Genomic DNA, 19601 nt, shown 5'->3' with positions numbered 1-19601 from the left:
GCGAGGCGGGGCTGGCCGAGCCAGCGGGCGGAGAACCTGAGGGTCACCAGTTTGCACGATGCCCGGACCGAGCGGCATCCGCTGGCCGGGCGTGGCAGTCGGGCTGTTCGCCTGGCAGCGGATTTATTGATCCAGTTTAGGGTGTGTGCATCGGGTGGGTCGCACAATGAAAAACGTTGTACCAATAGCGTACATCTTTCCAACCCCTGTCAGCGATCCATGGAGTACTGGCCGCTCAAGCCCGGAACGCAGGACACCCCGATCGGGGCCAGCCAGGTCGCAGCCCTGCTGGCGCGGGTGGGTAGCCTGCCGCAGGAGGCCCTGGCGGGGGTGCTGCTTCATTGGCTGACCGAGCATGTCGCGCTGGCGCAGTGCGCCGTCTTCAGCTACCCACCCGGTCAAGCGCCCCGCATCGTTTCCTATGCCGACCGGGCCCGCACACGCCGGCTGCCCGCCATTGCGCAGGACTACGTGACCCGTTTCCACCGGGAAGATGGCAGCCGCCAGGCCATGGCCAGCGTGCAAGTGGAGCGGGCCGGCCCAAACGACGGTGCCATCCTGCTGCACCGCCAGACGCCCGCGGACCTGGGCGACGGGGACTACCGGGCGATCTGCTATGACCAGCCGCGCATCAGCGAGCGCATCGCCCTGCTGAGCTGCCAGGACCGCTGGCACTGGCTGTCGATCAACCTCTACCGCGGGCACGAGCACGGGCCCTTCCTGCCGCAGGAGGTTGCGTGCATCGAGGCCTTTGCGCCCTTCCTGACCCAGCTGGTGCGCCTGCACTTGCGCTGCCACCAGTATGACAACGAGTTGGGCAGCACCCTGGTGCAACGCCTGAAATGGCGCTTCCCCGCGCTCACCCGGCGTGACCTGGACCTGCTGGACGGGGTGGTGGCAGGGCAGGATGGCGACGAGATTGCCCACCTGATGGGCATCCAGCCTGCGAGCGTGCAGACCTACCTCAAGCGGCTGTACCGCAAGCTGGGCATCTCCGGCCAGCGCGAGCTGTTTGGCCTGATGCTGGCGCCCCTCACGCCGGACCACTGGGTGGCGTCCAGATCGAGAGGATCTGGTGGTGATTGATTGATTTCCGGGTTATGAGTCAATCAGTAATGACCCTTGTATGTCGCGGGGCGTGGCCATAATCGCGACTCCCGATGCCCGGAAACCCCATGAACTCCCTCCTTGAATTCTTTGGCCACCAGGAGATCCTCCTGCTGGTCCTGCTCGTCGGCCTTGGCTCGGTCATCGGCCACCTGCGCGTGGCCGGCGTCTCCGTCGGCGCGGCGGCGGTGCTCTTCCTGGCCATCGGCCTGAGTGCCTGGGGCGATGCCCACGGCCACAAGCTCATCGTGCCCGAGCACCTGGGCGTGATGGGCCTGATCCTGTTTACCTTCTCGGTGGGCATCATGTCCGGGGCCAACTTCTTCGCTACCCTGCGCCAGGGCCTCGGGCCCATCCTCGGCATGGTCGGCGCGCTGATCGCCGGGGCCGTGGCGGCCGTGGTGGCGGGCAAGCTGCTGGGGCTCGATCCGGCCACCGTGGCGGGCAGCTTTGCAGGCGCACTGACCAACACGCCCGCGCTGGCTGCGGCGCGCGAGGCCGCCGGCAACAGCCCGCTGCCGACCATCGGCTACGCGGTGACCTACGTCTTCGGCGTGGTCGGCATGCTGATCGTCACCAGCCTGGCGCTCAAGCACCGTGCCCAGGACAGCGACGCACCCGCACCGCTGGTCAACTGCACCATCCGCGTCGAGACGCCCGAGCGGCCCAGCATCCGCGAGATCGAGCAGCGCCACGGTGGGCGCATCAAGTTCTCGCGCGTGCGCCACGGCGGCATGCGCTTTCCGGTGCAGGCGGTCAGCGAGGACGATGTGCTGACCTACAACGACCTGGTCACCGTGGTCGGACCCGCCAACGAGGTCGAGCAGGTGGCCGAGGAGCTGGGGCATGCCTCCTCGCACGCGCTGGAGGCCGATCGCAGCGAGCTGGACTACCGCCGCATCACACTGTCCAACGGCAAGCTGGCCGGCCGCAGCGTGGCCGAGCTGGACCTGCTGGAGCGCTTCGGCGCCACCGTCTCGCGGGTGCGCCGTGGCGACGTGGACATGCTGGGCACCGACCACCTTGTGATCCAGCTGGGCGACCGACTGCGTGTGGTCGCGCCGCGCGACCGGATCGCTGCGGTGAGCGCCCACCTGGGCGACTCGGCGCGTGGCCTGTCGGACATCAACCCGATGGCGCTGGGTGTCGGTCTGGCCGCGGGCATCCTGCTGGGCAAGGTGGTCTTTCCGCTGCCGGGCACGTCCTTTTCGGTGGGCTCAGCGGCCGGCACGCTGCTGGTGGGGCTGCTGCTGGGGCACGTCGGGCGCATCGGCAACTTCGTCACCACCCTGCCGCTCACGGCCGCACAGGCGATCTCCGAGTTCGGCCTGCTGATCTTCCTGGCCCAGGCAGGCACCAAGGCCGGCTCACTGATCGGCGCGGCATTTGCCTCCGGCGAGTGGCTGCGCATCCTGGTACTGGGTGCGGTGATCACGCTGACGGTGGGCGGAGGCGTCTACCTGGTGATGCGCCGCGTGTTCGCCATGGGTGGCACCAAGCTCTCCGGCGTGCTGGCCGGCACGCAGACCCAGCCGGCGGTGCTGGCCTACGCCAACGGCCGCACCCGCTTCGATGCCCGCGTGGCGATGGGCTACGCGCTGGTCTACCCAGCGGCGATGATCACCAAGATCCTGCTGGGGCAGATCCTGGGCAGCCTGGCACGCTGATCAGGCGGTGCCCGGTGCTGGTACGCCCAGCATCGCCGCGCCCAGCGCCTCGGCCACCTCAATGCCGTCCACGCCGGCGCTCATGATGCCGCCGGCGTAACCCGCGCCCTCGCCGGCCGGGTAGAGGCCGTGCACGTTCAGGCTCTGGAAGTTGCGCCCGCGGTTGATGCGCAGCGGCGAGGAGGTGCGCGTCTCCACGCCGGTCAGCACCGCATCGGCCATCGAGAAGCCGCGGATCTGCCGCTCGAAGGCCGGCAGCGCCTCGCGGATCGCCTCCAGCGCGTAGCGCGGCAGGCTCTCGCGGCCCTTCTCCGACAGGTCGGTCAGGTGCACGCCCGGCTTGTAGGAGGGCAGCACCTTGCCGAAGCCGGCCGCAGGCCCCTTCTGCCGCTTGATGAAATCGCCCACCAGCTGGCCCGGGGCGATGTAGCCGCCGCCGCCGAGCTCGAAGGCGCGAGACTCCCAGTGGCGCTGGAAGGCGATGCCGTCCAGCGGGTTGACCGGCCCGCTGCCACCGGGGTCGCTGCGGTAGTCCTCGGGCGAGATGCCCACGACGATGCCGGCGTTGGCATTGCGCTCGTTGCGCGAGTACTGGCTCATGCCGTTGGTGACCACCCGCTCGGGCTCGGAGGTGGCCGCCACCACCGTGCCGCCCGGGCACATGCAGAAGCTGTAGACCGAGCGGCCGTTCTTCGCGTGGTGCACCAGCTTGTAGTCGGCCGCGCCGAGGATGGGGTGGCCGGCGTTCGGCCCGAAGCGGGCGGCGTCGATCACACTCTGCGGGTGCTCGACGCGGTAGCCGATCGAGAAGGGCTTGGCCTCCATCATCACGCCGCGGCGCTGCAGCATCGCGAAGGTGTCGCGCGCGCTGTGGCCCAGCGCCAGCACCACATGGTCGCTGCGGATCTGCGTGCCGTCGGCCAGTTCGACGCCCCGAACATGGCGGCCTTCACCCTCGCCCTCGATCAGCAGGTCGGTCACCTGCTGCTGGAAACGGATCTCGCCGCCGAGCGCCTCGATGTCCGCGCGCATCTTCTCGATCATGCCGACCAGCCGGAAGGTGCCGATGTGCGGCTTGCTGACGTAGAGGATCTCCTCGGGCGCACCGGCCTGCACGAATTCGGCCAGCACCTTGCGCGTCAGGTGGCGGGCGTCGCTGATCTGGCTGTAGAGCTTGCCGTCGGAGAAGGTGCCCGCGCCGCCTTCGCCGAACTGCACGTTCGACTCCGGCGTCAGCACGCCCTGGCGCCACAGCGCCCAGGTGTCCTTGGTGCGCTCACGGACCTGCTTGCCGCGCTCCAGCACGACGGGCCGCAGCCCCATCTGTGCCAGGATCAGTGCCGCGAACAGGCCGCAGGGGCCGAAGCCCACCACCACCGGGCGCCGCCGCGGCTCGCCGCGCTGGTAGAAGTCGACCGGCGCGTGGCCGGCGAACTGGTAGCGAGTGTCCGGCGTCGGGCGGATCTGCCGGTCACCGGCCAGCCGCTCGGCCACATGCGCCTCGGTGGCCGCATCGGCCAGCTCGCAGTCCAGGGTGTAGATCAGCACGATCGCCGTCTTCTTGCGTGCGTCGTAGGCGCGGCGAAAGACGGTGAAGCCCTTCAATGCGTCGTCTGGCACCCCCAGCCGGGCCACGATGGCCGGGCGCAGCGCGTCTTCGGCATGGTTCAGCGGCAGTCGCAGTTCGGTGATGCGCAGCATGGCGGGCGAGGGGGAGAACGACAAAGAGCGGGGCAGAAACGACAAGACGGCCCGGTGGCCGTCTCGAAGGGTACACGCCGACCGGCGTCCCGGTGGCATGAAGGCGCAGGGCCGATCAGCCCGAACGAGCGCGCTTGCCCGGGTTCTTCTTGGAACGGGTGTGCGAACCGCGCTCCAGGCTGCACTTCTGGCCGCGACCCTTGGTGAAGGTCACGCCCTTGGGGGCGATGGGACGGGGGGTGGCCTTGCGATCGGCCTCGGTGACAATCTTGCTGCCCATGAATGGCTCCGTGGAACGGGGGGTTTCGAATTCGAACCCGATATTAGGCCACAAGTCAGGCGCGACGCAGCGGACTGCCCGTACCGGATGTGCCGTGACGGATGGCACAGGCAGGGACATCCATCGGGGTGTTGGCGCCACAGTGTGTGACAACCCGTCAGTAGATGTGCATTGTTCCGGCGACAGATGACCGTGGTTGCCTACGATGTCCTTCGGCCGCGAAGGGCCAGGTTGCCGGACATCCAAGGAGAACATCATGCGAATTCTGTCGCGCGCGCTGGTCGCGTGCCTGCTGGGGATTGCGGTATCGGCCATGGCCGCCGGAGGGGCCAAGCCTGTCGTGCCCCATGTCGAAAAGGGCCCATTTCCGCAGCTGAACCTGCCCGACCGCGCCGCCAAGGGACAGCGGGCGGTTGATCTGCTCGGTACGCGCCTGCCGGACGTGGCCGCGTGGTACCGCAAATCGCCGGATGAGTTCCGTTCGATGTTGCTGAACGATCAGCGGGTGCGGATCGACCAGCGTGGCCGCATGTTCGTCGTGGATGAACTCGATGCGCCGCTGCCTCCGGCCCCTGCCGTCCCGGGCCAGACCAAAAGCGTCGCAACCGCAACCGCAACCGCCGCCGTGACGGCGGCGGGCACCTCGGCCGGGCTGCTGGACGGCACGCTCGCGCCGCTTGACCAGACCTTTCTGCTGCACAGCCGTCCCGGTGCGCAGCGCACCGTCTACCTGAACTTCAAGGGTGCGACGATGACCGGCACGGCCTGGAACTCGGCCGGTACGACCATCACGGCACAGCCCTTTGACCTCGACGGCGTGCCGGGCACCTTCTCGACCGCCGAGCTGGAGCGGATCCAGTACATCTGGCAACGCGTCGCCGAGGACTTTGCCCCCTTCGACGTGAACGTGACCACCGAGGCGGTGGCTCCTGACCTGCTGACCCGCGCCAGCAGCACCGATGCCGTCTACGGCACCACCGTCCTGATCACCAACAGCGCCGGCGTCTACACCTGCTCCTGTGGCGGGGTGGCCTATGTGGGCGTCTACGACGAGGTCGGCGACTACTACAAGCCGGCGCTGGTGTTCTACGACAAGCTGTCTTCCAGCGAAAAGTACATCGCCGAGGCCGCTTCCCACGAGGCGGGCCACAACATCGGCCTGTCGCACGACGGCACGTCGACCGCCGGCTACTACACCGGCCAGGGTGCGGGGGCCTACACCGGCTGGGCGCCCATCATGGGCGTGGGCTACTACAAGCCGCTGGTGCAATGGAGCAAAGGCGAGTACCTGGATGCCAACAACACCCAGGATGATTTCGCCGTGGCGCAGTCCAACGGCCTGCCGCTGCGCCTGGACGACCACGGCGATACCTTGGCCAGCGCCACGCCGCTGAGTGGCAGCAGCAGCGCAGGCGTGACCACCTTCGCGACGCAGGGCGTGATCGAGCGTGCCACCGACATCGACGTGTTCTCGTTCTCGGCCGCCGCCGGGCCGGTGACCCTGACGCTGTCGCCGGCCAAGCGCTCCGCCAATCTCGACGGCGTGCTGGCGATCTACAACAGTGCCGGCACGCTGCTGGCCAGCTCGAACCCGGTCGACCTGCTGAACGCGTCGATGTCGGTCACGCTGCCCGCATCCGGGACCTACTACGTGGCCGTCCTGGGGACTGGCAGCGGTGACCCGGTGACCACGGGCTACAGCAACTACGGCAGCGTCGGGCAGTACGCCCTGTCGGGCAGCTTCTACACCCCGGGCAACGTCGCTCCGACGGCGGTCATCACGGCCACGCCCACCAGCGGTACCGCGCCGCTGACGGTCAGCTTCTCCGGCTCGGGCTCCACCGACTCCGATGGCAGCATCGTCGGCTGGAGCTGGAACTTCGGTGATGGCACGACCGGGAGCGGCGCCACTGTCAGCCATGTCTACAGCAGTGCAGGCAGCTACATCGCCGTGCTGCAGGTCACCGACAGCGGCGGGCTGACCGCGGTGAAATCGACCATGATCACCGTGGGTGCGCCCCCGGTGGCCGTCAGCGTCGCTGACATCGCGATGTCGCTGACCATCGCGAAGAGCGGCACCGCCAGCGCCAAGGCCGCCGTGAAGGTGGTCGATGCCACCGGCCGCGTGATCAGCGGTGCGGTGGTCACCGGCAACTGGTCCGGCATCGTGAGCAAGACGGCCGCGACGGCCACCACCTCGTCCACCGGCCTGGCCACCTTCACCTCGCCCACCTCGTCGAAGACGGCCCGAGGCAGCTTCACCTTCACCGTGACCAAGGTGACCGCCAACGGCTACAGCTACGTGCCGGCCTCCAACCTGGAAACCAGCGACTCGATCCTGCGCTGATCCGTCCGGGCCAGATGACAAAAGGGGCGCTGCGGCGCCCCATTGTTCATGTCGGCGCGGCGTGATCCGCCGCCGCTCACATGCTGCGCCGGTACTGCCCGCCCACCTCGAACAGCGCGCTCGTGATCTGACCCAGCGAGCAGCAGCGCACCGCGTCCATCAGCACCTCGAAGACGTTGCGGTTCTCGATCACCGCCTGCTGCAGGCGGGCGAGCTGGACAGGGGCCTCGGCGGCGTGGCGGGCGTGGAAGTCGGCCAGGCGGGTGAGCTGGGACTGCTTCTCTTCCTCGGTCGAGCGGGCCAGCTCGATGGACTCGGGCACCGCGTCGCCGTGCGGGTTGCGGAAGGTGTTGACGCCGATGATGGGGTACTCGCCGGTGTGCTTGAGCATCTCGTAGTGCATGCTCTCTTCCTGGATCTTGCTGCGCTGGTAGCCGGTTTCCATCGCGCCGAGCACGCCGCCGCGGTCGGCGATTTTCTCGAACTCGGCCAGCACGGCCTCCTCGACCAGCTCGGTCAGCTCCTCGATCGCGAAGGCGCCCTGGTTGGGGTTCTCGTTCTTCGCCAGGCCCCACTCGCGGTTGATGATCGCCTGAATCGCCTACCGACTTTCGATGGCCACTGCCACTGCGGTCGCTGCCGCAATCTGATGCGCTACAGGTGTGTAGAGGTCTACGTTGGTTTCAGGTGAGCGTATTGACACTACCAGGCTGTACCGTGCAGAAAGGTTGTAGCGCTCCAGCGCGGGCCGGGTGCGCCACCAGCCCTTCGATGGGTAGACCGCAATCTCATGGCGTTGAGCCAGTTCGGCGGCGCTGCCGCGCCAGATGTCCTGATGCAGCGAGCCGCGGTGCCGGTAGCGCTCGCCCAGCAGCCAATGCGGGTCGCGGCTTTCCACCACCTCGTCATCGTCTTCGCGCAGTGCCGCCGCGTTGATGCGGGCGACAAACTGCTCGGTTGAGGTATCCAGCGGGCGTCGTACATCGAAGCGCAGCTGGTGCGAGGCGTAGTGGAACTTTGATGCCGTGCCTCGCGCCGAGGGATTGGGCTCGATGAAATACGACAGGGTGACGCGCAACTCCAGCTGGGCATCGGGCGGCAGCGCTTCCAATGCCGCCTTCGGCCAGGGCAGGGCATGCAGGTGCATGTCGCGCGTGGTCACTGCCTGTCCGCTTCGGCGCTGGTAAGGCTGTAGCTGGTCCTCCACCACCAGTGTCAAGGCGTGCCCTGCGCTCCAGCGGGCTCGTTCCACGTCGGGCACGCCCCAGCCGCAGTGGCGGATCAGGTGGACGTGATCGCGCTTGCTGGGGTTGGGTGGAAGGAACTGTGCCCGCATGGCTGGCGTCCATTCGGCCGCATGCACCAGCAACGCCCGGATCGTCTCGGGCCGCAGGTCGGGATAGTCCGCCATCAGCTGCGCCGCCATGCCAGCACACAGCGCTGATGCGGCACTGGTGGCGTTGAAGGGCGTCAGCAGCCGCTGCTGGGGGCGATGGTGGGCCGCCAGCAGCTTGAGGCTGTCCACCCCGATTGCGCCACGGGCATCGCGCGCCGCGTTGCCGCCCTCGCACACCACATCGGGCTTCAGAGGCCAGGCGTTGTCCCAGGTGGCGGAGGTGGTGGAGTACGGGCTCAAGCCGCCCTCCGGCGCGATGGGCTCCAGGCCCCGCGCATCGGCTTCCGAAATGTGCACCTTGCGCGTACAGGCGCCCACGGTCAGCGCGTTCCAGGCTTGGCCCGGGTCATACAGGCCCTGCGTGCTCAATGCGTCTGGATAGCCGTTGATCGCGTTCAGGTCTTCGGTGTTGCCTGCCGCCAGCACGAACAACTGTGGAAAAGCTCCGTCGCGATCGTAGTCAGTGGCTAGACGGTCCACCATGGCAGACCACGCGGACGGTCGGCCTTGTTCCCGGCCATCTTCCGCTGTCACTGCGGAGACGAAGACTCTTTTCCTGTCCGGAGCTACGACATCTGGCTGTGCCACGGCATCGGCAAACAAGGCTGCGTGGTGGAGCTTGCTGCCGGGGTTGCCACCCGATTGGTCCACCAGCTTCACCGATTCCAGCCGGTGCGGCACCGCCAGCGGGCTGGCCGAGGTGAAGGCCTCGGTCAAGTCGCCATAGCTGGCCAGCGTGGCGATGCCGGTGCCGTGGTTGGCGTCGTCGCCCACGCCCCAGGCGGGGTGAACCGTGTGCGCGTCGGCTGGCGCCAGCAAGGGCGCCACCAGCGGGTGCGCCTGGCTGACGCCCGAATCCAGCACGCACACACGCGGCACCCGCGGGTCATCCTCGTGCGGGGCCTGAAGGCGGGCCACGGCTTCGTCCACCCATTCGCGCTGTTCGGCGATCGGCATGGCGTCGAACAGCGCAGCCGTGTCCTTGGCCCGCCGCAGTTCCGCCACGCAGTTCAGCACCAGCGTCGACTGGCCGAACTGCTGCACCGAGCCCCGCATCAGCAGCACCGATCGTTCCGGGAAGCGGGCCACCGCCTCACCCACCTCGCAGCCCGCTGCGGCGGCCAGCTTGCGGAAGTCGGCCACTACCGCCGCAGGCCGGCCCCGCGTGGGCAGCCACACCTCCCACCACAGCTGCTCGTTGGGGTCGGCGGGGAACAGGCCGGGCAAGTCGGTCCACAGCGCGCGGAGGCTGCTGGTCCGGATGGCGGCGATGGTGTCCACCAGCTTGTGGTTGTCCCGCAGTTGCTGGCCGTTGGCGCTGCGACGCTCGGCCAGGTAGTGGGCCACCACCTGTTCAAAGTGGGCCAGCTTGCCATCGGGCACAAACACGTTGGCGCGGGTGATGCCCGCTTCTGTCTGAACGCTCAGCACCTCGATGTGGTTCAGCGCGTTCTTGCCCCGCTCGTGGCCCAGGCTGTTGATGGCCAGCGCCACGTCGGGACGGCCGACAAACTCCAGCTGCAGTCCCAGTCCGCTTTCCAGGTTCAGCCCGCGCTGTGCCGCGGCGGCCTGCTGCGCCAGCGGTCGCATGGCCTGCAGGCTGCGTTGCAAGGCCTGCCCGTGGCGCGCGCGATCCTGCGGCGGAATGGGCGCTGGGCGGACCGGCATTCCCCGGGCCTTGAAGTCTTGCGCCTGGCCGGTGTTGCGCAGGCGAAGGTGGGGGCGTCGGTCAGCGGCCGGGCCTGCCATGCTCGCTCAGTGGCACAGCCTGGCCCAGGCGTTCGGCGATCGCGCGGCGCTCATCCAGTGCCTGCCGCAGGTCGGCGGACTGAACCTGCGCCTGGTCCGCCAGGATGGCGTGCTTCACAGCCTCTTCCGCCGCGCGGCACACCTCGGCGTGGCTGAGGCCCGCCAGCGGCGTGGCCCAGGCACTGGCCCGCCAGGGCTTGGGGCTGAATGCGCCCAGCCGATTGCGCAGCAGCGTCACGGCCTGGGCGGCCGATGGCAGCTGGTAGCCCACCACATCGTCGAAGCGGCGGAACAGGGCCTGGTCCAGCACCTCGGCGTGGTTGGTGGCGGCCAGGATCAGACTGTGCGAGGCGTCCTGCTCGATCATCTGCAGGAAGCTGTTCAGCACGCGGCGGATCTCGCCCACGTCTTGTCCCTGGGCGCGCTGCGAGCCGATGGCATCGAACTCATCAAAGAAGTACACCCCGCGCACATCGGCCATGGCATCAAACACCAGGCGCAGCTTGGCCGCCGTCTCGCCCATGAACTTGGTGATCAGCGCATCCAGCCGCACCCGCATCAGCGGCAGGCCCAGCTCACCCGCCAGGGCCTCGGCGGTCAACGTCTTGCCGGTGCCCGGCGGGCCCACCAGCAACAGCTTGCGCCGGGGTTGCAGGCCGTGGGCCTGCAGGCGGGCGATCTGGCGCTGCTCCTTGACCACACGCGCCAGTTGCTGGCTGGCGCTGTCGTCCAGCACCATGTCGACCAGGCGTGCCGACGGGTGGCTGACGTTGAGCAGGCTTTCCAGCTCGCCTCGGCGCGCGGCGCTGTTCATCAGCCCGGCGGCGATGGGCACCAGCTTGCCCCCCGCGGCAGGCGCCAACCGGGCCTTGGCCGCATCGATCAGCTCGCGCAGTTCCAGCGCCAGCTTGCCGCGGCCCGCCTTGGCTTCGTGCGCGGCCACCTGCATCGCCACCGACAAGAACTGGCCGTCATCCCGTCGCAGGTGCGACTGGATCAGGGCCTTCAGTTGGTCGGGGCTGGGCATCGTCAAATTGTCGCGCATGAGATGCCCGGCGTGGCGCCAATCAGTGGTCGCCGCCAGATTCCTTCACATGCCACTGTGGCGCAGGGGTGAGGGTGCTGCGCGGTGGGGTGGCGCTCAAGGTCCTGTGGGCAACGGGCAGCGCGCAAGGGTTGCCGTTCACGTGGTCCGACGATCACGGATGGGCCCTTGAATTGGCATATCCTGCAACCGTCAAGGCGAACAGGACAGCAGGGGGTCACGATGCCGGGCAAACTCTTCATCTCGCACAGCTCACAGGACGACGATCTGGTGCGGCGTCTGCGCCAAGGTCTGGCCGAGCTGGGGCAGGAGGGCTGGATCGATTCGCGCGAGCTGCGCGGCGGTGATCCGCTCTGGCCAGAGATCGAGGCAGCCATCGGCGCTTCGGCCGGGCTGGCAGTGATCGTCAGCACCCACGGGCTGCAGTCGAAGTGGCTCGGCAAGGAGCTGAAATATGCGCTGAAGCTGCAGGCGGCACGCGGCGCCGACAGCTTCCCGGTGATTCCGCTGGCGGTCGATGGCTGCAAGCTGGGTGTGCTGGAAGAGTTTTTCGCCGCCGAACCGCTCTACATCCCGATCAGCAGCGCCGCTGGTGGCATCGACGCCGCGCTGCACGCCATCCTCGTTGCGCTGCGGCTGCGTGACCCGAGCGACCCGCCACCCACCATCCAGCCTCCCGCCGCACCGATGGAAGAACTGGTGCTGGAGCTGTCCCGCCTGTCGATCCACCTGGCGGACGGCAAGCGCCGCGCGCGCGGCAGCGCCCGACTGGTGTACGAGCCAGCCGACCGTGAAAAGCGCGAGGTGCGCAGCCCGAAAAGCTGGACGTTCGAGGCTCCGCTCGGCCCGATCGAGGTCGAGGAGCTGCGCTGGTATCTGGAGACCTACGCCGTCTGGCCGAGCCGCTTCGATGAGCATCGTGTCAGGAAGATCGAAGCTGATCTGGTTCGATGGGGGCAGATGCTGCACGACGCGGCGATGCCGGCCGACAAGGCGGCCAGCGTGCTGCAGGCGTGGGCGCAGGTGGGCGACGGCGCCGCGCGGCGCTTCTCGGTGCATGTCGAGCCTGAGTTGGACGACGGTGCGCCCGAGGCTGACGTGCTGGCCGCCCGGGAGGCCGCGACGCTGCTGCTCGGCCTGCCGTGGGAGCTGCTGCACGACGGGCGCGGCTTCCTGTTCCAGGGCGGCCGGCCGGTGCGGGTACGCCGGCGTCTGCCGAACACGCACGCGGTCGAGCCGCCGGTGCTGGCCACGCCGATCCGCATCCTGCTGGCCAGCCCCCGGCCGGAGGACGACGCCTGCGGCTACATCGACCACCGCGCCAGCAGCCTGCCGCTGGTCCGGGCGATGGAGGAACTCGGCGAAGTAGTGCATCTGACGCTGCTGGCCACGCCGACGCTCTCGGCGCTCCAGGAGGAACTGCAGCGCGCCAAGGCGGCCGGGCAGCCGTACCACGTCCTGCACTTCGACGGCCACGGCGTCTACGACCGCCGCGTCGGTCTCGGCGGGCTGTGCTTCGAGCATGACGAGGATGGCGAGCAGATCGGCCCGCGCCGCCACCGCACCGTCTACACCGACGTGCTCGGCCCGCTGCTGCGCGACCACGGCATCGCGCTGGTGTTCCTGGAAGCCTGCCAGAGCGCGCAGGCCGAGCAGGCCAGCGAATCGGTCGCCAGCGAGATGCTCAAGACCGGCGTCGCGTCGGTGGTGGCGATGAGCCACAGCGTGCTGGTCGAGACGTCGCGGCGCTTCGTCACTGCGTTCTATGGCGCGCTGGCCCAAGGTGCGCGCGTCGGCGACGCGATGCTGGCCGGCCAGAGCGAGCTGCACGCGCGGCCGTTCAGGGAGCGCATCTTCGGCGAGGCCGATCTGGAACTGCGCGACTGGTTCGTGCCGGTGCTGTTCCAGGACAAGGCCGACCCGCACCTGTTCAAGGAAACGCCCACGCGGCAAACCGCCGAAGACCGCCGCACGCGCGTTAACGGCCGCCTGCACGCCACGCCGCTTGAGCCCGCCACCGGCTTCATCGGCCGCAGCCGCGAGCTGCTGACGCTGGAGCGCGTGCTGCAGCGGCACCGCTACGCCGTGCTGCGCGGCCAGGGCGGCGAAGGCAAGACCGTGCTGGCGGCCGAGTTTGCGCGCTGGCGCGTGCGCTCAAGGCAGGTGCGGCGCGCGGCGTTCGTGTCGGTAGAGCAGCACAGCCACGACCGGGCGGTGCTGGATGCGCTTGGCCGGCAACTGGTCGGGGAGAACTATTCGGTGGCGCAGTTCACCACGATCGACGCCGCCTGCCGGCCGGTCGAGCGCGTGCTGCGCGAGGACAGCGTGCTGCTGGTGATCGACAACCTGGAATCGGTGCTGCCCGCCCCGCCGCTGCCCGGCGCGGCGCCCGATCCGATGGCCGACCTCACCGCCGACACGGCCGACGCCATCCTCCAGCTCTGCGCCCGCCTGGGCGCCATCGGCGACACACGTCTCGTCTTCACCAGCCGCGAGGCGCTGCCAGCGCCCTTCGACGCCCCGCAGGCACGCATCGAACTGCACCGCCTCTCGGCCGAAGACGCCGTCCGGCTGGTCGAGCGCGCCCTCGAAACCGACCCCAGCGCCAGCCCCTCCGCCGGCCCCGCCCTGCACAACGCCAGCGCCGCCGACATCCGCGATCTGGTGGACGCCGTCCAAGGCCACGCCCGCACGCTGGCGCTGCTGGCCCCGTCGCTACGCCACGACGGCGTGGCCGCCACCCGCACCCGGCTGGTCGAGCTGATGGCGCAGATGGAGCGCGACCACCCGGGCGAGCGCGAACACTCGCTCTACGCCAGCGTCCAGCTGTCATTGCGGCGGCTGCCGCCGGAGATGCAGGAGCGGGTGAAGGTGCTGGCGGTGTTTCATGGCGGTGTTCAGCTCGGCGTGCTGCGAAACATGATGGGCTGGGAAAACGACGACGTGTCCGCTCTCGCCACCGGGCTGATCAGCACCGGTCTGGCAACGTCTAACCCCTACGACCACCTGAGCCTCAACCCGGCGCTGTGCCCCTACCTGCGCGCCCGGGCCGGCACCGAGCCACTGTCCGACTGGCAGGCATGCTGGGTGGCGGAGATGCTGCAATACATGGCGTTTCTGAGGCAGCAACACAGTCAAGACACCCTGCTGGCCGCCACACTCACGCAGCTTGAACTACCCAACCTGATGGCGCTGCTGACCGAGATCGAGCACGCCGGGCAGGCTGAAACCACCATCAACCTGTGTACCCGCCTGCGGCTACTGCTGGAGAACCTCGGCCGGCCACGCCTGCTGCAACGGGTAGCGGCAGCAAGTGACGCCGCCCAGGCGGCGCTGGGTGAAGACTGGAGCCATGCGCGCTTCGAGGCCGAGCGAACCCGCATCGAGCAGCTTCTCGCACAGGGGCGTTGGCAGGAGGCGTTCGATGGTGCGCAGGCGCTGAGGCAGCGAGCCGAGTCGGCGGGTGAAGCGGCCTATCAGGGTGCCGACTACGACTTGGCTGCGGCATGTTGGCTTCTTGGGCGGATCTTGAAATCTGCCGGTGCGGCCGAAGCAGCGCTGCTCTGGCTGGCAGAAACCCGGCAACGCTTTGAAAACGTCGAAGCGGCCCGGCCCGGTTGCGGTGCCGCCCGCATGACCTCGACATCCATCATCGAAGCAGGAGACTGTCTGCTGTTTCTGGGCCGACTCGACGAGGCGGCAGCGTCCTACGAACACGCCATTCAGCTTGCCGAAGCTTGGCAAGACCACCGGAGCGTGGCGGTAGGCAAAGGCCAGCTCGGTACCGTGCGTATGTTCCAACGCCGCTACGCCGAAGCGCTGGCCGCGCATGAAGACGCCCGCCGAACGTTCGAGTCGCTAAGTGAACCGGGTTCCGTTGCCACGGCCTGGCACCAGATCGGCATGGTGCATCAGGCTGTCGGCCAGCCACAGGCCGCGGAAGATGCCTACCGTCGTGCGCTGGTCATTGAGGTGCAGCTGGGTGATACAGCCAGACAGGCGGGAACGTTGAACGAACTCGGCCTTCTCTATAACCAACTTGACCGAATCGACGCCGCCGCCGCCTTCTTCCGGCAGGCGGCGGATCACTTCAAGGATGACCGGGCGAAGGAAGGGGTCACACGAAACAACCTCGCCGAAACTTTGCGCAAGCTGGGGCAGCGGGACAAGGCGCGGCAGGAGATCGAGCGGGCCATCGTCTGCAAACAGGGTCTGGGCCATGCGGTCGAGCCGTGGAAAACCTGGGCCATCCTGTCCGACATCGAAACCGACGCCGGCCGGCTGCCCGAGGCGCAGCAGGCGCGGCAACAGGCGATCAAGGCGTATCGGGCCTACCGGCGGGATGGTGGGGAGAACCAGGATTCGGTTGGGCAGCTCTGCGATGCGATCTGCCAGGAGGTGCAGGCAGGCAAGACCGCCGAGGTGCGGGAACAACTCCGGCAGCTTGAAGCAGCCCCGGGTCTTCCCGATCAACTACGGCCGCTGCTCCCAGTACTGGAAGCCATCGTGGCCGGCAACCGTGACCCGGCCTTGGCGGAGGCGCCGGAGTTCAGCTACGACACCGCTGCCGAAGTGCTGTGGCTGATCGAACGCCTGGGGTGACCGCCAGCAGGACGGACGGGAGCCGAACTGCTGGCTCTTGGGCCATACACGGCCCGACGGCGTGAGAAGTTGCGGTGCCGTTTGCAGGAGGGAACCTGTGCCAGTTCCCTCGACAACCTCGCCTTACATCGACCGCCGGTACTGCCCGCCCACCTCGAACAATGCGTTCGTGATCTGCCCCAGCGAGCAGCAGCGCACCGCGTCCATCAGCACCTCGAAGACGTTGCGGTTCTCGATCACCGCCTGCTGCAGGCGGGCGAGCTGGACAGGTGCCTCGGCGGCGTGGCGGGCGTGGAAGTCGGCCAGGCGGGTGAGCTGGGACTGCTTCTCCTCCTCGGTGGAGCGGGCCAGCTCGATGGACTCGGGCACCGCGTCGCCGTGCGGGTTGCGGAAGGTGTTGACGCCGATGATGGGGTACTCGCCGGTGTGCTTGAGCATCTCGTAGTGCATGCTCTCTTCCTGGATCTTGCTGCGCTGGTAGCCGGTTTCCATCGCGCCGAGCACGCCGCCGCGGTCGGCGATTTTCTCGAACTCGGCCAGCACGGCCTCCTCGACCAGCTCGGTGAGCTCCTCGATCGCGAAGGCGCCCTGGTTGGGGTTCTCGTTCTTCGCCAGGCCCCACTCGCGGTTGATGATGAGCTGGATGGCCATCGCGCGGCGCACGGACTCTTCCGTCGGCGTGGTGATGGCCTCGTCGAAGGCGTTGGTGTGCAGGCTGTTGCAGTTGTCGTAGATCGCGATCAGCGCCTGCAGCGTGGTGCGGATGTCGTTGAACTGGATCTCCTGCGCGTGCAGGCTGCGCCCGCTGGTCTGGATGTGGTATTTCAGCTTCTGGCTGCGCTCGTTGGCGCCGTACTTCTCCCTCATCGCCACCGCCCAGATGCGGCGGGCCACGCGGCCCAGCACCGTGTACTCCGGGTCCATGCCGTTGGAGAAGAAGAAGCTCAGGTTGGGCGCGAAGTCATCGATGTGCATGCCGCGCGCGAGGTAGGCCTCCACGAAGGTGAAGCCGTTGCTGAGCGTGAAGGCGAGCTGGCTGATCGGGTTCGCGCCGGCCTCGGCGATGTGATAGCCGCTGATCGAGACCGAATAGAAGTTGCGCACGTCGTGGTGCACGAAGTACTCGGCGATGTCGCCCATGACCTTCAGGCTGAACTCGGTGGAGAAGATGCAGGTGTTCTGGCCCTGGTCTTCCTTCAGGATGTCGGCCTGTACCGTGCCGCGCACGTTGGCTAGCACCCACTCGCGGATCTTCTCGGCCTCAGTGTCGGTGGCGTCGCGGCCGTTGTCGGCCCGGAACTTGTCGAGCTGCTGGTCGATCGCCGTGTTCATGAACATCGCCAGGATGCTCGGCGCCGGCCCATTGATCGTCATGCTCACCGAGGTGGTCGGGCTGCACAGGTCGAAGCCTGAATAGAGCACCTTCAGGTCGTCCAGCGTGGCGATGCTCACGCCCGAGTTGCCGACCTTGCCGTAGATGTCCGGGCGCGGGTCGGGGTCGTTGCCGTAGAGCGTCACCGAGTCGAAGGCGGTGGACAGGCGCTTGGCGGGCATGCCCTCGCTGACCAGCTTGAAGCGGCGGTTGGTGCGGAAGGCGTCGCCCTCGCCAGCGAACATGCGGGTGGGGTCCTCGCCCTCGCGCTTGAAGGCGAACACGCCCGCGGTGTAGGGGAAGCTGCCGGGCACGTTGTCCAGCATCAGCCACTTGAGGACCTCACCGTGGTCCTCGTAGGTGGGCAGAACCACCTTGCGGATCTTGTTGCCGCTCAGCGTGGTGTGGACCAGGTTGGTGCGGATCTCCTTGTCGCGGATCTTCACCACGTACTCGTCGCCAGCGTAGGCCTTCTGCATGGCCGGCCACTGGGCCAGCAGCTTCCTGGCGTCGGCGTCCTGGCGGGCTTCGCGCTCGTCGGCCAGGGCCAGCACGGTGTTCTTCGCGCCGGACTTCTCCGCGTCGGCCTCCTGAAGCATGCGCGCGCTTTCGCGCAGCTGCTGCACCTCGCGGGCCAGCCGGGCCTGCCGGCGCGCGCGGGCCTTGTAGCCGCGCAGCGTGTCGGCGATCTCGGCCAGGTAGCGCACCCGGGCCGGTGGCACCACCGGGGTCTGCTGGGTGCTGTGGCGCGTGGCCACCGGCGGCAGGCGGCCCTCGGCGAGCGCCAGGCCTTGCTCCACCAGGCGGGCCTTGAGCGCCTGGTAGAGCGCGGTGACGCCGTCGTCGTTGAAGCGGCTGGCCATGGTGCCGAAAACGGGCATCTGCTCGGGGCGCTGGCCGAAGGCCTCGCGGTTGCGCTGCACCTGCTTGGCCACGTCGCGCAGCGCATCGGCAGCGCCCTTGCGGTCGAACTTGTTGATCGCCACGAACTCGGCGAAGTCGAGCATGTCGATCTTCTCCAGCTGGCTGGCGGCGCCGAACTCGGGCGTCATCACGTACAGCGGGATGTCGACGTGCGGCACGATGGCGGCGTCGCCCTGGCCGATCCCGGAGGTCTCGACGATGATGAGGTCGAAGCCGGCCACCTTGGCGGCGGCGACCACGTCGGGCAACGCGGCGCTGATCTCGCTGCCGGTGTCCCGGGTGGCGAGCGAACGCATGTAGACGCGCGCACCGTTCTTCCACGGCCCGGTGGCATTCATGCGGATGCGGTCGCCCAGCAGCGCACCGCCGCTCTTGCGGCGCGAGGGATCGATGCTGACCACGGCGATGCGCAGGCTGTCGTCCAGGTCGAGCCGGAAACGGCGGATCAGCTCGTCGGTCAGGCTGGACTTGCCCGCGCCGCCGGTGCCGGTGATGCCGACGACCGGGGTTTGGCTGCCCTGCGCGGCCTCGCGCACGGCGGCGACCAGCGCGGCGTCGGCGTCGCCGTTCTCCAGCGCGGTGATGAGTTGGGCCAGGGAGCGCCAGGCGGCTTCGCTGCCGCCCTGGATCGCGGCCAGTTCCTTCGGCGCGTGCTCGGACAGGCTGTGGTCACAGCGCATCACCATTTCGCCGATCATGCCGGCCAGGCCCATGCGCTGGCCGTCCTCCGGGCTGAAGATGCGCACGTTGTGGGCCGCCAGGTCGCGGATCTCGGCCGGCACGATCACGCCGCCGCCGCCGCCGAAGACCTGGATGTGCGCGCCGCCGCGCTGCCTCAGCAACTCGACCATGTACTTGAAGTACTCGACGTGGCCGCCCTGGTAGGAGCTGACGGCGATGCCCTGCGCATCCTCCTGCAGCGCGGCGGTGACCACCTCGTCCACCGAGCGGTTGTGGCCCAGGTGGATCACCTCGGCGCCCATGCCCTGCAGGATGCGCCGCATGATGTTGATCGAGGCGTCGTGGCCGTCGAAGAGGCTGGCGGCGGTGACGAAGCGCACCTTGTGCGTCGGGCGGTAGTTCGCCAGCGACTGGTATTCGGCGGACAGGTCGGTCATTCGGGGTGTCTCCAGGTCGGGTGCTCAGGCGGTGGTGTCGGTGAACCGGACGATCCTGAACCTCGAAGCTGATTCTAATTTGACGTTTACGTAAACGTCACTCCGGTCGGACCCGATCGACAGGCTGCACCAACCCGGGGCGTCTGGGCCGGAGCCCGGGCATCATGAGGTCCTGAAGGTGCGCTGACGGTGCACGCGGGGGGCGCGCGGCCGGTGTGCGGGCCCGCCGGGCCTGGCACGCCTCCTGCATCACCCTTGTTGAGGTCACGGTCCTGTGGCCTCGCTAGGTGGGA

The 19601-nt window shown here is 68.4% G+C and carries 9 protein-coding genes and 2 pseudogenes; 5 read left to right on the top strand and 6 right to left on the bottom strand.

Annotation, left to right across the window (positions count from 1 at the left end; translation table 11 throughout):
- Positions 1–219: 219 nt before the first annotated feature.
- On the top strand, positions 220–1086 hold the full coding sequence (locus NGK70_RS25000) for a helix-turn-helix transcriptional regulator (RefSeq protein WP_251971136.1): 867 nt from the start codon (positions 220–222) through the stop codon (positions 1084–1086).
- Positions 1087–1175: 89 nt separating this feature from the next.
- Entirely contained in the window at positions 1176–2774 is a 1599-nt protein-coding gene (locus NGK70_RS24995) for an aspartate:alanine exchanger family transporter (protein WP_251971135.1), read from the top strand.
- Here the strand turns inward: NGK70_RS24995 and NGK70_RS24990 are convergent, their stop codons facing one another.
- Together NGK70_RS24990 and NGK70_RS24985 are read right to left on the bottom strand one after the other, a co-directional pair.
- Entirely contained in the window at positions 2775–4475 is a 1701-nt protein-coding gene (locus NGK70_RS24990) for an NAD(P)/FAD-dependent oxidoreductase (protein WP_251971134.1), read from the bottom strand.
- Positions 4476–4590: 115 nt separating this feature from the next.
- On the bottom strand, positions 4591–4755 hold the full coding sequence (locus NGK70_RS24985) for a hypothetical protein (protein ID WP_251971133.1): 165 nt from the start codon (positions 4753–4755) through the stop codon (positions 4591–4593).
- A 256-nt stretch (positions 4756–5011) separates the two neighbouring features.
- Here NGK70_RS24985 and NGK70_RS24980 point away from each other — a divergent pair, with 256 nt between their 5' ends.
- Positions 5012–7102, top strand: coding sequence for a PKD domain-containing protein (locus NGK70_RS24980; protein ID WP_251971132.1), 2091 nt, complete (start codon positions 5012–5014; stop codon positions 7100–7102).
- Between the two features lie 76 nt (positions 7103–7178).
- Here the strand turns inward: NGK70_RS24980 and NGK70_RS24975 are convergent.
- The 3 genes and pseudogenes from NGK70_RS24975 to NGK70_RS24965 all read right to left on the bottom strand — a co-directional run.
- Positions 7179–7703 (bottom strand): annotated as a pseudogene (locus NGK70_RS24975) (methylmalonyl-CoA mutase family protein); the annotation flags it as partial.
- Positions 7704–10166, bottom strand: coding sequence for a S8 family peptidase (locus tag NGK70_RS24970; protein WP_251971131.1), 2463 nt, complete (start codon positions 10164–10166; stop codon positions 7704–7706).
- 61 nt (positions 10167–10227) lie between these two features.
- Entirely contained in the window at positions 10228–11274 is a 1047-nt protein-coding gene (locus NGK70_RS24965) for an AAA family ATPase (RefSeq protein WP_251971130.1), read from the bottom strand.
- A gap of 240 nt (positions 11275–11514) precedes the next feature.
- On the opposite strand from NGK70_RS24965, the pseudogene NGK70_RS26715 reads away from it, so the two are divergent.
- Together NGK70_RS26715 and NGK70_RS24955 are read left to right on the top strand one after the other, a co-directional pair.
- Positions 11515–11763, top strand: a pseudogene (locus NGK70_RS26715) (toll/interleukin-1 receptor domain-containing protein); the annotation flags it as partial.
- A gap of 216 nt (positions 11764–11979) precedes the next feature.
- Positions 11980–15894 carry a CHAT domain-containing tetratricopeptide repeat protein gene (locus tag NGK70_RS24955; protein ID WP_251971128.1) on the top strand — a complete coding sequence of 1305 codons (3915 nt, stop codon included), beginning with the start codon at positions 11980–11982 and terminating at the stop codon, positions 15892–15894.
- A gap of 123 nt (positions 15895–16017) precedes the next feature.
- Here the strand turns inward: NGK70_RS24955 and icmF are convergent, their stop codons facing one another.
- Positions 16018–19308 (bottom strand): fused isobutyryl-CoA mutase/GTPase IcmF, encoded by a 3291-nt coding sequence (gene icmF / locus NGK70_RS24950; protein ID WP_251971127.1) that lies wholly within the window; start codon positions 19306–19308, stop codon positions 16018–16020.
- Positions 19309–19601 lie beyond the last annotated feature (293 nt).

The organism is Sphaerotilus microaerophilus (genome assembly GCF_023734135.1).
Lineage (GTDB): Bacteria > Pseudomonadota > Gammaproteobacteria > Burkholderiales > Burkholderiaceae_C > Sphaerotilus > Sphaerotilus microaerophilus.
Note: the sequence above shows the minus strand (reverse complement) of the source record. Positions and strands in the feature narration are given on the sequence as shown.